This window comes from Phenylobacterium terrae, from assembly GCF_042681205.1.
In the GTDB taxonomy this organism is placed as follows: domain Bacteria; phylum Pseudomonadota; class Alphaproteobacteria; order Caulobacterales; family Caulobacteraceae; genus Phenylobacterium; species Phenylobacterium terrae.
This window is the reverse complement of record NZ_JBHUEY010000006.1, coordinates 459731-472975: the sequence shown is the minus strand read 5'-3', so window position 1 is coordinate 472975 and position 13245 is coordinate 459731. Positions and strand designations below refer to the sequence as shown.

The window sequence follows — 13245 nt, the reverse complement described above, 5'->3', positions numbered from 1 at the left end:
GCGTCCCTAGGGTCGGGCCATGTCCGCCCCTGTGAAGCTTACCGACCGCCGAGCGCTCCTGCGCGGCGGGCTGGCCGCCGTCGTCGGCGCCGGCGCGTCCACCCTGGCCGGCCCGGCGCTGGCCGCCATCGCCCCGCCGCGCAACCTGGCCCTGGTCAACCTGCACACCGGCGAGAAGCTGAGCTGCTGCTACTGGCGCTCGGGCGCCTACCTTCCCGACGCGCTGGCCGACGTGGCCAGGGTGCTGCGCGACCATCGCACCGGCGAGGTCCACCCGATCGATCCCAGGCTGCTCGACCTGCTGACCCAGCTCTCCGTGCGCCTGGGCGCGTCCCAGCCGTTCGAGGTGATCTCCGGCTACCGCTCGCCGAAGACCAACGCCAAGCTGAGCGCAAAGAGCTCGGGCGTGGCGACCCGCAGCCTGCACATGCAGGGCAAGGCCATCGACGTGCGCCTGCCGGGCGTTGCGCTGACCCGATTGCGGGACACGGCCCTCGCCCTGAAGGCCGGCGGCGTCGGCTACTACCCCAAGTCCAACTTCGTGCACGTGGACGTGGGCCGCGTGCGCCGCTGGTCGGGCGCCTAGGTCAGGGTCTTCACCACCTTCACCACGCTCAGGTCGCCGCTCGGGGCGCGGCGGAAGCCGAGCTCGCGGCTGAGGGCCAGCATCCGCTGGTTCTCGTTCAGCACGTTGCCCCAGACCTCCTTGAGCCCGCGCGCGGCGGCATGGTGGAGCAGCCGCTCGAGCAGCGCGCGGCCGATGCCCCGGTGCTGGCGGTCGGTGCGGACCAGCAGGGCGAACTCGCCGCTGCGGCCCTCGGGGTCGGCGATCAGCCGGGCGACGCCGAGCAGCTCGCCGGGCGGGTCCTCGGCGACCAGGGCCATCTCACGGTCGTAGTCGATCTGTGACAGCCGCGCGGCCCAGACGTGCGGCAGGCGCTTCAACGGCCCGTGCACGCGAAGCCGCATGTCCTCCTTGGAAGTGCGCTCCACCATTTCGACCAGCGCCGGCTCGTCGTCCGGGCGGATGGGGCGCATCCACACCTCGTCGCCGCCGGGCAGGGGGAGGGACCCGGCGAGCTCGCCGGGATAGGGGCGGATCGCCATCCGCTTGCGCTCGGCCGTCAGGCCGATGCGGGCGTCGAGAGCCAGGACGCCGTCCTCGTCCGCCAGCAGCGGGTTGATGTCGAGCTCGGCCAGTTGCGGCAGCTCGACCACCATCAGCGAGAGGCGCTCGAGCACCTCGGCGACCCCCTCGGCGTCGGCGGCCGGGCGGTCGCGGTAGGCGCCCAGCAGGGCCGAGACGCGGGTCCGGGAGATCATCTCCCGCGCCAGCACCCGGTTCAGCGGCGGCAGGCCCACGACCCGGTCGGCCAGCACCTCCACGGCCACCCCGCCCTGGCCGAACAGCACCACCGGGCCGAAGGTCGGGTCGACCGCCACGCCGGCGATCAGCTCACGCGCCCTTGGCCGCACGATCATCGGCTGGACGACGAAGCCTTCCAGGCGCGCGTTCGGCGCGGCCGCCGCGACGCGGGCGTTCATTTGCCGGGCCGCCGCCGCGACCGCCTCGGGCGTGGAGAGGCCCAGGGCGACGCCGCCCACGTCGGTCTTGTGGCTGATGTCCGGCGAGTGGATCTTCACGGCGTAGGGCGGCGGCAGCTCGGCGGCGCGCTCGGCCGCCTCCTCGGGCGTGGCGGCGACGAGGCTTTCGGCGATGGGGATGCCGTAGGCCCTCAGCACCGCCTTGGCCTCCGGTTCGGTCAGGCGCGTGCGGCCGTCGGCCATCGCCTCCTCGACGATCCGGCGGGCGGCCTCGCGGTCCTCCGGCTGGGGCCAGGCCGGCGGGGTCTCCATCAGCTGGGCCTGGTTCTTCTCGTATTCGACCAGGTGCATGAAGGCGCGCGTCGCCTCGTCCGGCGTCTCGTGGCTGGGGATGTGGGCCTGGGCGAACAGCCGCCGGGCCTCGGCCTGGGAGACCTCGCCGAGCCAGGAGGTCAGCACCGGCCGCCGCACGCCGCTGCGCCGCACGGTCTCGACGACCTGCCGGGCCGCCTCGGCGCCGTCGGCGATGGCCGTCGGGCAGTTCAGCACCAGGACCGCGTCCGCGCCGGGATCGGTCAGCAGCGCCTCCAGCGCCGCGCCGTAACGCTCGGGCGGGGCGTCGCCGATGATGTCCACAGGATTGCCGCGCGACCAGGTGGCGGGCAGGGCGCGGTCCAGCGCCTCGACGGTTTCGGGCGCGAGCTCGGCGGGCCGCCCGCCGAGCGCCTCCAGCGCGTCGATGGCCAGCACGCCGGCCCCGCCGCCGTTGGTCAGCACCGCCAGCCGGTCGCCGCGCACCTTCAGCCCCGAGCTCAGCGTCGTCACCGCGTCGAACAGCTCGCGCAACTGGCCGACCCGCAGCATGCCGGCCCGGCGGAAGGCGGCGTCGTAGACCGCATCGGCCCCAGCCAGGGCGCCGGTGTGCGAGAAGGCCGCCTTGGCCCCGGCGGCGGAGCGGCCGGTCTTGATCACCACCACCGGCTTGGCCCGGGCCGCGATCCGCCCGGCGGTCATGAATTTGCGCGCGTCGGTGACGCTCTCGACGTAGAGCAGGATCGCCTTGGTCGCATCGTCCAGCGCCAGGTAGTCCAGCATGTCCCCGAAATCGACGTCGGCCATGTCGCCCAGGGTGACCACGTGCGAGAAGCCGAAGCCGCGGCCGCAGGCCCAGTCGAGGGCCGCCGTGGTCACCGCGCCCGACTGGGCCACCAGGGCCAGGCCGCCGGCGGCCGGGGTCAGCTGGGCGAAGCTGGCGTTGATGCCCATCGGCGGCGACAGGACCCCCAGGCAGTTGGGCCCGATGATCCTGAGCAGGTGCGGGCGCGAGGCGTCCAGCAGCGCCTGACGCGCCGCCGGGTCGCTGAAACCCGCGGTGATCACCACCGCGGCGCGGCAGCCGCGCTCGCCCAGTTCGGAGATCAGTCCGGGCACGGTGGGCGCGGGGGTGGCGATCACCGCCAGGTCGGGCTTCACCGGCAGGTCGGCGATCGAGCCATAGGCCAGCGTCGAGCGGATCGCGCCGGCCGTCGGGTTGACCGGCAGCACCGGGCCGGAGAAGCCGCTCTCCTGCAGGTTCCTGGCGATCACCTGGCCGACGCTGCCCCGCTGGTTGCTGGCGCCGATCAGGGCGATGGCCTTGGGCTCGAACAGGGCGTCGAGGTTGCGCGTGGTCATGGATGACGATCGCCTGTCGGGGCCGGGCGGGCCTTGGGCATCCCAAAGACGTTCGGCGGCCCGTTTCGTTCAGCCGACTCCATAGCCTGGAAACCGCCCCGTACGCAGCGGCCTTGCGGGCTGCAGGCGCCCAGACCCGGTCCGGCTGCGGCCGGTGCGCCGCGCGGCCGAATGCCACGGTGAAGCTTGTTTTGGGGAGGGCTAGAACGCGCTCGTTCGATGTTCGCGCGGCCGGATCGCGCGGTGCGGACGCGGCGAGCGGGCCGCGGGGGCGACTGTAGGCGGTCGCCCCCAGCCGCTTTTCCCTAAGCGAAACAGGCCTTCAGGGCGACAGGTTGCGACGCCGCACCCGGAACGCGTCCGCACTCTCGAGGGTTGGCTGCCTGGTCACAACCCCGAGGACGCAGATGAGCAGCGGCAAGCCGCAGCCCCCCTTCGACGAGCCGATGACCGCCAAGTCGATCGACGGCGAGGTGGCGATCACCGGGCCCGGTCACATCCACGGTTCAATGACTCCGAAGGCCGCCAAGGACAGCGCCGCCCGCCTCAAAGAGGTGGCCGATGACGCCGAGGGCCGCGGGCCGGAGGAGGGAGAGGCGCCGGATCCGCCGGACTAGCTGTCGCAGACCTGGTCGTCGGCGGTGTAGATCTCCCGCTTCGCCGCCTGGATGGTTTCGCGGCAGCAGCAGGCGTCGCGTTCCAGCGCCTTGGCGTCCAGCACCTGCACGGCGCCCCGGGTGGTGCGCAGCACGCCGCGGGCCTGCAGCCCGGCCATGGCGGCGGTGATCGTCGTGCGCTGCACGCCGAGCATCTGGGCCAGGGCCTCCTGGGTGACGGGCAGGACGCGGCCGTCCTGGCTTCGCTCCAGCGCCTCGAGCACCCAGCGGCTCAGCCGCGCCTCGACCGTGTGCAAGGCGTTGCAGGCCACGTCCTGGCGCGACTCCGCGAGCAGCAACTCGACGTGCTTGTGGACCGCCACCCGCAACGCTTCGGAGGCTTCGAACATCGCGCGATAGTCGTCGGCGGCCATCGCCAGCGCGACGCCCTGGACCAGGACCTCGGCCAGGCAGAGGCTGCGGCGCGTGCCGCAGGCCTCGAACACGCCCAGCGCGCCGTCCCAACCGATCAGCGCCGTCTGGACCGCATCGCCGGCCGGGGTGCTGCTGGCCAGCCCGATCAGCGCCCCTTCGGGGAAGTAGACGCTCGCGACCTCGTCGCCCGGGTGCAGCAGCACCTGGCCCTTGGTCAGCGTGACCGTCCGGGTGGCCTCCGAGAACCTGCGGCGAACCTGCGGCTCCACCTGCTCCATCAGCCAGTTCCTGCGCGGGGCGCGGTCAAGCATGCGGATATCCCCCGAACTCATCGTCCTGACCTTCGCCTTTCCGGACGAGCATGTCGCGTTAAGATTTGACAGCTGCCGGCCGCCGGACCGCGGCGGGGTCTCGGGGCTAGCTGTGCGCGCCGCCGTCGCCGAAGAACCGTGGCTGCCGCGTGAAATGGAAGGCGGCGGTCTCCAGCCCGTCCAGGGCGACGGCGATGGCGTGGTAGTCGCGACCGAATGGCGGGCAGCGGGTCTGCATCCGCCGCAGCTCGGCGACCAGCGGCCTGAGCTTCTCGAACTCGGAGACGGGGTTTGCGACGCCGGGATAGGCCTGACGGGCCATGAAACTACTCTTACGTCCAGGGCGCCAACCCAGCCGGAGATACGCCCCAGCCCGGCCCGCGGTTCAAGGCGCAGCTTGCCGCACGGCCTGGGTCGGGTTTGCGCCGACCTCGCGGGCCAGGGCGACGAACGCCTTGAGAGCAGCCGAAGGGTTGCGACGTCCGGGATAGTAGAGGCAGAGCCCGGGGAGCGGCGGCGTCCAGTCCTCGAGCACGCGAACCAGCCGGCGCGCTTCGATGTCGGCGCGCACGTCCGCTTCCATGAAGAAGCCGAGGCCGATCCCTTCCAGCACGGCGGTCCGCGCAAGGCCGGCCTCGTCGAGCGTGATGGGGCCGTTCACGTCGATCTGCGCCGTCTGGCCGCCCTTCTCGAAGCGCCACCGGTAGAGCGCGCCGCTCGGCAGGCGGACGCGGATGCACGGATGGTGGAGGAGGTCGGGCGGGACCTGCGGTCGGGCACGCGTTCCGAAGTAGGCCGGGGCGCCCACGACGGCGTACCGCTGGGGCCGGCCGAGGGAAACGGCGATCATGTCGCTGGGCACGAGGTCAGCCACCCGCACGCCGAGATCGAACCCTTCGGCCACGATGTCGACCAGCCGTCCTTCGGTGACGAGATCCACATGCACCTGCGGATGGCGCCGGACGAACTCGAGCACCAGAGGCGACAGGATCTCGCGGGCCGCGGTGGCGAAGGCGTTGATGCGTAAGGCGCCCGAGGGCGTGGCCTGCCGAGAGCGCACGGCCGCCATCGCGCCGCGGATATCCTCCAGCGCCGGGCCGACCTGCCCGATGAACAGCTGCCCGGCGTCGGTCAGCGAGACGCTGCGCGTCGTCCGGTTGAACAGCCGGACGCCGAGGCCCGCCTCGAGCTTGGCGACCGCGTTGCTGAGCGCGGTCGTCGACATGCCCAGGTCGAGCGCCGCGGCGCGGAACGAGCCGCGTCGCGCGATCGCGACGACAGCATCGAGGTCGTTCAGTCCGGGGCCTCGCAATTGTCCTGCGCTCCACAATTCCTCATCCCGTTTTGTCCTGCTTATCGGGACGGGTGTCCACGCCCAGATGGAGCGGACGAGACCACCCCAGCGGAGCAGAGCGATGCACCTCAATCCATCGATCCAGGCCTATTTCGAAGCCGACCGCAGAGGCGACGTCGAAGCGTTGATCCAGACGTTCGCGCCGCACGCGGCCGTCAGCGACGAGGGCCGGTCCTACGTCGGCCGCCAGGCGATCGGCGCCTGGTGGCGCGAGGCGAAAGCGAAGTACCAGCACGTCATCGAGCCGGTCCGGGCGGGCGGGGAGGGCGACCTTGCGGAGGTCCGCGCCAGGGTGACCGGACAGTTCCCAGGCAGCCCGACCATCATGACGTTCGCCTTTCGGCTCGAGGGCGGCCAGATCGCCGGCCTGGAGATCGGCGCGTGACCGCCTTCCTTACGCTGCAGGGGAAGCGGGCGCTGGTCACTTCGGGCACGCGCGGCGCCGGCGCGGCCACCGTCGCCCTGTTTCGGGACCTGGGCGCGCAGGTCCTCACGACGGCGCGCACCCGGCCGGACACGCTCCCCGAGGCGATGTTCGTGGCGGCCGACCTGACGACCCCCGACGGCTGCGCCGCTCTCGCCGCCGCCGTGCGAGAGCGGCTGGGCGGGGTCGACGTGGTCGTTCACATGCTCGGCGGCTCGTCCGCGCCCGCCGGCGGTTTCGCCGCCTTGAGCGACCTCGACTGGTCGAGAGAGTTGGACCTCAACCTCATGCCCGCCGTGCGGCTCGACCGCGAGCTCGTACCCGCGATGGCGCGCCAGGGCGGCGGCGCGGTGATCCACGTGACCTCCATCCAGCGCGAGCTCCCGTTGCCGCAAGCCACGACCGCCTACGCGGCCGCGAAGGCGGCCCTCTCCACCTACAGCAAGAGCCTCTCGAAGGAGGTTTCGCCCAAGGGCGTCCGCGTGGTGCGGGTCTCTCCGGGCTGGATCGACACGGAAGCCTCGGTAGGGCTCGCCGCGCGCCTCGGGGCCGAGGCCGGCGCCGGCGTCGAAGAGGGACGGCGGATGATCATGGACTCTCTGGGCGGGATCCCGATCGGACGGCCGTCGACACCGGACGAAGTCGCCGGTCTGATCGCCTTCCTCGCCTCCGACCGCGCCGCTTCGATCACCGGCGCCGAGTACGTCATCGACGGCGGAACCGTGCCCACGGTGTGACCCGGGGGCGGGAGCTGAACCTGCCGCTTCACGTGGGGACGAGGAATCGTGTGCACATCCGCGGGCGAAGTGGCGATTGCGCCACGCCCCAGGCGGAGCCGGCGACGGCTACATCCGTTTGAGTTCAGGACCAGGAGAGCCCCGCCGATGACCGACTTCAGCCAAGAGACCATCGAGCTGACCACCGAGCAACTCGAGGAGATGGTGGACGATGCGCTGGACGTGATCGCGCTCGCCCTGCCGGACGACGCCGGCGACGAGTACTGGCGCGCCCTGCGCGAGGAGGTTGAGCGGCGGGCCAAGGAGATGCTGGCCGACGTGGACGACGACGAGGCGCAGGAGGACTGACGCCAGCCGCTCCAGCCGCAGCCGCCCTGCGGTGCGGCGCGGTTTTCTCGCCCCGCGATAGTATAGCGGCGGAGATTTTCGCGTCCGGCGCGTATTTTGGTCGGGTTTGACTGCGCCTTCGGGCAGAAGCTTCACCGCAATTTAAGGTGATGGTGCGCAGTTCCGCTGGGGATTCGGGTAACCAGCGGGCTTACGATCATGATCGACGTCGCGATTTGTATTGGGCGCGAACACGATCCATGGCTCGTGGCCCTGGCGGTGTTCGTCTGCTGCGCCGGCGCTTTCGCCATCGTCCAGATGTTCGGCCGGGCCCAGGCCACGCACGGCGCGCAACGCGCGGGCTGGCTGTTCCTGACGGCGGTCGGCGCGGGCGCGACCATCTGGTGCACCCACTTCGTCGCGATGCTCGCCTATCGGGCCGGCGCGCCCGTGAAGCTCGACCCGGTGCTGACCATCATCTCCCTCATCGTGGCCATCGCCGGGACGGGCGTCGGCTTCGCGGTGGCGGCCAGGTGGCGGAGCCTGACCAGCCGCGCCATGGGCGGCGCCCTCGTCGGCCTGGCGATCTCGGGGATGCACTTCACCGGCATGGCCGCCTATCGGGTCGACGGGCTGGTCGAGTGGCGGGCGGGCTACGTGGTCGCCGCGGTGCTTTGCGCCGTCGTCTTCGCCGGCGCCGCTCTGGCGGCCCTGGGGCACGAGAGGTTCGGCCGCTATCGCGTGGCCGCCGGCACCGGGCTGCTGGTGACCTCGATCGCGACGTTGCACTTCATCGCCATGACGGCGCTGCGCATCACCCCGCTGCGGCTGAGCGACACCGCGCTGGAGGCCGGGCAGGGGCAGGCGCTGGCGCTGGCCACGGCGCTGGTCGGCCTAGTGGTCATCGCCGCCGGAGCGGCGGCGGCCTTCATCGACCGCTCCACCCGCTCGGACGCGATGCAGCGGCTGCATCACATGGCCATGAACGACGCCCTGACCGGTCTGCCGAACCGGGTCGGGTTCCAGGAGGAGCTGGCCCGCCAGCTCGCCCTCGCCGGCGCCGGCCGGGCCCAGCTCGCACTCATCGCCATCGACCTGAACCGGTTCAAGGAGATCAACGACGTCCATGGGCACAAGGCCGGCGATGACGTGCTGGTCGCGCTCGCCCAGCGCATGCGCGGCGAGATGGCCCGGGACGGGACGGTCGCCCGGCTGGGCGGGGACGAGTTCGTCGCCACCCTCCGATTCCAGGAGCGGGCCCAGCTGACCGATCTCGTCCAGCGGCTTCAGGCCGTGCTCGAGGCGCCGCTGTCGCTGAACTCGTTCGAAGCGCGCGTGGGCGCCAGCATCGGCGTCGCCATCTATCCCGACGATGCGGCCGATGCGGAGTCGCTGACCAACAACGCGGATCTGGCCATGTACCGCGCCAAGAGCGCGGGCTCGCTGGCGCCCTGCTTCTACGATGCGCCGCTGGACGAGGCGATCCGCGAGCGGCGCGAAATGGCCAACGACCTGCGGGTCGCCATCGAGACCGGCGCGCTCGGGCTGCACTATCAGGTGCAGACTTCCGTCACGACCGGCGAGGTGACCGGCTACGAGGCCCTGGTCCGCTGGACGCATCCGAAGCGGGGACCGATCTCGCCCGCCGCCTTCATCCCGCTGGCGGAAGAGAACGGCCTGATCCTGGCGCTCGGCGAATGGGTTCTGCGCCGCGCCTGCGCCGATGCGGTGGAGTGGGACCACCAGTCGAAGGTGGCGGTGAACGTCTCGCCGGTGCAGCTGTCGCACCCCGAGCTGCCGCGCCTGTTCCATCAGATCATGCTCGACACCGGCCTTCCGCCGCGGCGGCTCGAGATCGAGCTCACCGAGACGGCCATCATCGCCAACCGCGAGCAGTCGCTGCACGTGCTGCGGCAGATCAAGGCTCTGGGGGTCGGCGTCGCCCTCGACGACTTCGGCACCGGCTACTCGTCGCTGGAGACGCTGCGCGCCTTCCCGTTCGACAAGATCAAGCTCGACCGCCTGTTCGTCTCCGAGCTGGAGCACAGCCCGCAGGCGGTCGCCATCGTCCGGGCCGTGCTGGCGCTGGGCAAGAGCCTGGCCATCCCCGTCCTGGCGGAGGGGATCGAGACCGAGCACCAGCTGCAGGTGCTGAAGCGCGAGGGCTGCGACGAGGTGCAGGGCTTCCTGCTTGGCTACCCCGCCGCGCTCCCCCTGGCGCACCCGCAGGAGGCGCCCGCGGCCGAGGCTCGTTCGGCCTAGAGCCCCAGCGCCCGGCGCACCTCGCGCCAGTCCACCAGCTTGAAGTTCTGCCGCCGTTGGGGTGCGGTGAGCGCCTCGCCGTCGGTGTCGAGGTCGTCCTGGATGACCAGCAGGCCCTCGGGGTAGGCGCCGATGGGCCCCGCGTGGGCCGCCAGGCCGTCGGTGCCGGTGACGTTGTCCACCCCGTTCGCGGCGACCGCCGAGAAGCGCCCGCGGTAGACCGGCTCGGGACCGTCCACCTTCCAGACGGCGAAGGCGCTGTCGCCCTGGCTGGAGGCGATCAGCCAGGTCCCGGCGGCGTCCTTCATCAGCGCCAGGCCCTCCACGTCCGGCTTCAGCTGCTCGCTGGGCGCGGCGGCGATGAGGCGCGGCTCCGCGGGCGCGGCCGGATCCAGGGCGTAGAGCCAGATCCCCTTGGCCTCCTCGCCGACGTAGAGGGCGCCCGTCGCATCGTCGACGACGCAGCCCTCGGGCTGCGAGGACAGGCGGAAGCTGCGCTCCTCGGTCACCTGCGGCTGGCCCGCCGCCGAGGCGATGCGGTACTGCTTCACGTCCCCGTCCTTGCCGACCATCACGGCGATGAAGGCGTCCCCCCGGCGGCCGAGGCAGAAGCCGTAAGGCTCGCTGACCGCGGTCGGCGCGTGGCCCCAGGTGCGGACCTCCAGGGTGGCCGGATCGAGCAGGAAGAGGGTCATGCCCATCCGCCCGCGGTCGCTCGCCCCCGCCAGCACCATCCGCCGCCCGTCCACCTCGAAGCCGTCGCGCAGGTCGACGTTGTTGAGCTGGCCCTCGGGCAGGAACTGCCGGACCTTGCCGTCCAGGCCGTAGACGTAGAGGCCGGCCTTCTTGTCGGTGCCCAGGATCACCGCGCGGGAAGGATCGGCCGGATCGGCCCAGATCTCCGGATCGTCGGCGGCGTCGTCGCCCAGGGTGCCGACCGGCTCGGTCTCGCCGCTCACCGGCACGGGCGTTCCCGCGCCCACCGTCATCTTCGGCGCGTCGGACTCGAAGCTTGCGCAGGAACTCAACAGTACTGAGCTAGCCAGGACTGACGCAAAACTGAAACAATTCCGAATAGAAAACGTCACTGGCTTCGAGTCCTTCGCAAGATTATTGGCCCGCCCCGAAGAACATGGGGTGCGGGGACTGGTCAAGCGCCCCGCTTGTCGAGGGGATCACTGCAATGACGAAGTTGTCGAGGCTGGCGCTCGGCGCCGCCGTCGCGCCGCTGGCGCTCGCCTCCGCCGCGGCGGCCCAGGAGCCGGTGGACACGGTCGCGCCGACCGAAGTCTCCGAACTGATCGTCACCGGCGAGATCGCCTTCCGTGACAGGACGGCGGACGTCAATCCGGTGCTGTCCTACGATCTCGACTACTTCCAGCGCTTCGAGCCGGTCTCGGTGGGCGAGATGCTGAAGCGGGTTCCGGGCGTGACCTTCACCTCGGACGTCCTGGAGTTCGACGGCGTCTCCATGCGCGGCCTGCCGCCGGGCTACACCCAGGTGCTGATCAACGGCCGCCGCGCGCCGGGCGGGGAGGCCGACCGCAGCTTCTTCGTCGACCGCATCCCGGCCGAGCTGGTCGAGCGGATCGAGATCATCCGCTCGCCGCGCGCCGACCAGCCGAGCGACGGCATGGCCGGAGCGCTGAACGTCGTGCTGAAGGAGGGGGCGACCCTGACCGGCGGTTTCGTCAAGGCCGGCGCCCTGATCAACGAGGACGGCGAGGTCCGGCCCTCGGGCGCCGTCGCCTACGCCGGGACCGCGGGCGACACCAGCTACTGGGCCGCGCTCAACTACCAGGGCCGCCGCAACCCGAAGAAGAAGGTCTCCTGGCGCTACGAGGACGACTTCGGCGCCCTCGACAACATGGAGTTCCAGGACGACACCCGCGACGGCGTCGACATCGCCGCCAATGGCGAGGTCACCCACCGCTGGGACGGCGGCCGCGTGCGCCTTTCGGGCCTCTACGTGGACACCGACCGCGACGAGGACGAGACCTCGCTGACCTACGACGGCCCGGGCCGCGTCGGCTTCCAGGACTTCGAGGTCCAGGCCGAGCGCATCTCGCAACAGACCTTCTCCATCGAGGGCGACGGCAAGTTCGAGGTCGGGCCCGGCGAGCTGGAGATCGACCTCGGCTGGTCGGGCTACCGTGAGGACAGCAGCAGCACGACCCATGTGGGCGAGGCGGCCGACTTCTCCGACCGGGAGCTCGACGAGTTCGTGAAGCTGGACATCGAGGACGACGAGTGGGGCGCCGGCGCGGCCTACACCGCCCCGCTCGGCTGGGCGCAGCTGAAGGTCGGCGTCGACTACCTGAAGAAGACCCGCGACGGGGCCGAGGTCGAGTTCGACATCGACGACGGGGCGATCGGCGATCCGGACCCGGAACCCGGCGCGGTGTTCCGGATCGAGGAACGCCGGATCGACCCGTTCGTGCGGCTGACCTTCGAGCCGGCCGAGACCCTGACCATCGACGCCGGCCTGCGCCTGGAGACCACCGAGCGCGAGGTCAGCAGCGACCTGGGCGCCGTCTCGCAGGACTCCGAGGAACTGAACCCGTCGCTGCACCTGACCTGGCGGCCGACCGCCAACGACCAGTTCCGGCTCTCGGCCGCGCGGACCGTGCGCCGGCCGGACTACAGCCTGATCGCGCCCTATGTGGCCGAAGAGGAGCCGGCGGACGAGGACGACCTGCGGGGCAATCCGCGCCTGGAGAACGAAACCGCCTGGGGGCTCGACGCCGGCTACGAGCGGCGGCTCGGCGCCCGGGGCGTGATCGGCGTCAACCTCTTCTTCCGCGACGTCTCGGACCTGATCGACCTGGTCGGGACCTCCGAGGTCTCCTCCAGCGGCCTCGGCCGGGTCTACGAGCCGCGCAACATCGGCTCCGGCGAGGTGTGGGGCGTGGAGGTGGACTTCTCGACGCCGCTGGATTTCGTGGGCCTGCCGAACACCGGGGTCTTCTTCAACTACACCTGGCTGGAGAGCGAGGTGAAGGACCCCTTCACCGGCCAGGACCGGCCGTTCACCAACCAGCCGAGCCACGTCTACAATGTGGGCTTCGTCCACACCGTGCCGACCTGGAACGCCAGCTTCGGCGCCAGCCTCTACGACCGGGACACGGGTTACGCCTACGCCCTCGATGAGGAGTCGACGGTGGACTACGACCCCGACCTCGAGGCCTTCGTCGAGAAGCGGTTCGGCGAGCGGTACGTGCTGCGCCTGGCGGCCATCAACCTGCTGGACAAGGAAAAGCGCGAGACCTTCCGCACCTTCGACGGCGACTCCGTGGACGAGATCATCGCCGCCCGGCTGTCCCGCGATGTCGACGAGAGCGAGCGCGAGGCCGAGCGGTCGGGCGTGCTCTATCAAGTGACTCTGCGGGCGGCCTTCTAGTGCCGATCACGCGCCCCCTCCGTCTCGCCGCTTCGCGTCGATCCACCTCCCCCGCCGTCTCCGCGGCGGGGGAGGAGCTGGAGCGTCATTCTCCTCCTCCGCTTGCGGGGGAGGGGGACCGGCGAAGCCGGTGGAGGGGGCGCAGCAGCGTACTGATCGGCGCCTGCGCCCTGGCGTTCG

At 71.4% G+C, this 13245-nt stretch carries 12 protein-coding genes; 7 read left to right on the top strand and 5 right to left on the bottom strand.

What is annotated here, in order from left to right:
• Positions 1-19 precede the first annotated feature (19 nt).
• Entirely contained in the window at positions 20-586 is a 567-nt protein-coding gene (gene mepK, locus ACFSC0_RS16720) for a peptidoglycan L,D-endopeptidase MepK (protein WP_377282004.1), read from the top strand.
• On the opposite strand, the gene ACFSC0_RS16715 is transcribed toward mepK, so the two are convergent.
• On the bottom strand, positions 583-3219 hold the full coding sequence (locus ACFSC0_RS16715) for a bifunctional acetate--CoA ligase family protein/GNAT family N-acetyltransferase (protein WP_377282003.1): 2637 nt from the start codon (positions 3217-3219) through the stop codon (positions 583-585). The genes mepK and ACFSC0_RS16715 overlap by 4 nt on opposite strands.
• Before the next feature lie 407 nt (positions 3220-3626).
• Here ACFSC0_RS16715 and ACFSC0_RS16710 point away from each other — a divergent pair, with 407 nt between their 5' ends.
• Positions 3627-3836 (top strand): hypothetical protein, encoded by a 210-nt coding sequence (locus ACFSC0_RS16710; RefSeq protein WP_377282002.1) that lies wholly within the window; start codon positions 3627-3629, stop codon positions 3834-3836.
• On the opposite strand, the gene ACFSC0_RS16705 is transcribed toward ACFSC0_RS16710, so the two are convergent.
• The 3 genes from ACFSC0_RS16705 to ACFSC0_RS16695 form a co-directional block, all read right to left on the bottom strand.
• Positions 3833-4561: a Crp/Fnr family transcriptional regulator gene (locus ACFSC0_RS16705; RefSeq protein ID WP_377282001.1), complete on the bottom strand. Its 729-nt coding sequence runs from the start codon at positions 4559-4561 to the stop codon at positions 3833-3835. The two genes, ACFSC0_RS16710 and ACFSC0_RS16705, sit on opposite strands and share 4 nt — an antisense overlap.
• A gap of 106 nt (positions 4562-4667) precedes the next feature.
• Positions 4668-4883, bottom strand: a complete 216-nt coding sequence (locus ACFSC0_RS16700) for a hypothetical protein (RefSeq protein ID WP_377282000.1) — start codon at positions 4881-4883, stop codon at positions 4668-4670.
• Between the two features lie 63 nt (positions 4884-4946).
• Positions 4947-5873: a LysR family transcriptional regulator gene (locus tag ACFSC0_RS16695; protein ID WP_377281999.1), complete on the bottom strand. Its 927-nt coding sequence runs from the start codon at positions 5871-5873 to the stop codon at positions 4947-4949.
• A 103-nt stretch (positions 5874-5976) separates the two neighbouring features.
• Between ACFSC0_RS16695 and ACFSC0_RS16690 the strand changes: the two genes are divergently transcribed.
• The 4 genes from ACFSC0_RS16690 to ACFSC0_RS16675 all read left to right on the top strand — a co-directional run bounded on the left by ACFSC0_RS16690 (position 5977) and on the right by ACFSC0_RS16675 (position 9665).
• Complete coding sequence (locus ACFSC0_RS16690; protein WP_377281998.1) at positions 5977-6300, top strand: nuclear transport factor 2 family protein; 324 nt, start codon at positions 5977-5979, stop codon at positions 6298-6300.
• Positions 6297-7076 (top strand): SDR family oxidoreductase, encoded by a 780-nt coding sequence (locus tag ACFSC0_RS16685; RefSeq protein WP_377281997.1) that lies wholly within the window; start codon positions 6297-6299, stop codon positions 7074-7076. Before ACFSC0_RS16690 ends, ACFSC0_RS16685 begins: the two co-directional genes overlap by 4 nt.
• Positions 7077-7223: 147 nt before the next feature.
• Positions 7224-7424, top strand: a complete 201-nt coding sequence (locus ACFSC0_RS16680) for a hypothetical protein (RefSeq protein WP_377281996.1) — start codon at positions 7224-7226, stop codon at positions 7422-7424.
• 198 nt (positions 7425-7622) lie between these two features.
• On the top strand, positions 7623-9665 hold the full coding sequence (locus tag ACFSC0_RS16675; protein ID WP_377281995.1) for a putative bifunctional diguanylate cyclase/phosphodiesterase: 2043 nt from the start codon (positions 7623-7625) through the stop codon (positions 9663-9665).
• Here the strand turns inward: ACFSC0_RS16675 and ACFSC0_RS16670 are convergent.
• Positions 9662-10753: a phytase gene (locus ACFSC0_RS16670; protein WP_377281994.1), complete on the bottom strand. Its 1092-nt coding sequence runs from the start codon at positions 10751-10753 to the stop codon at positions 9662-9664. The genes ACFSC0_RS16675 and ACFSC0_RS16670 overlap by 4 nt on opposite strands.
• A 95-nt stretch (positions 10754-10848) precedes the next feature.
• Here ACFSC0_RS16670 and ACFSC0_RS16665 point away from each other — a divergent pair, with 95 nt between their 5' ends.
• Positions 10849-13065 carry a TonB-dependent receptor plug domain-containing protein gene (locus ACFSC0_RS16665; protein ID WP_377281993.1) on the top strand — a complete coding sequence of 739 codons (2217 nt, stop codon included), beginning with the start codon at positions 10849-10851 and terminating at the stop codon, positions 13063-13065.
• Positions 13066-13245: the final 180 nt, after the last annotated feature.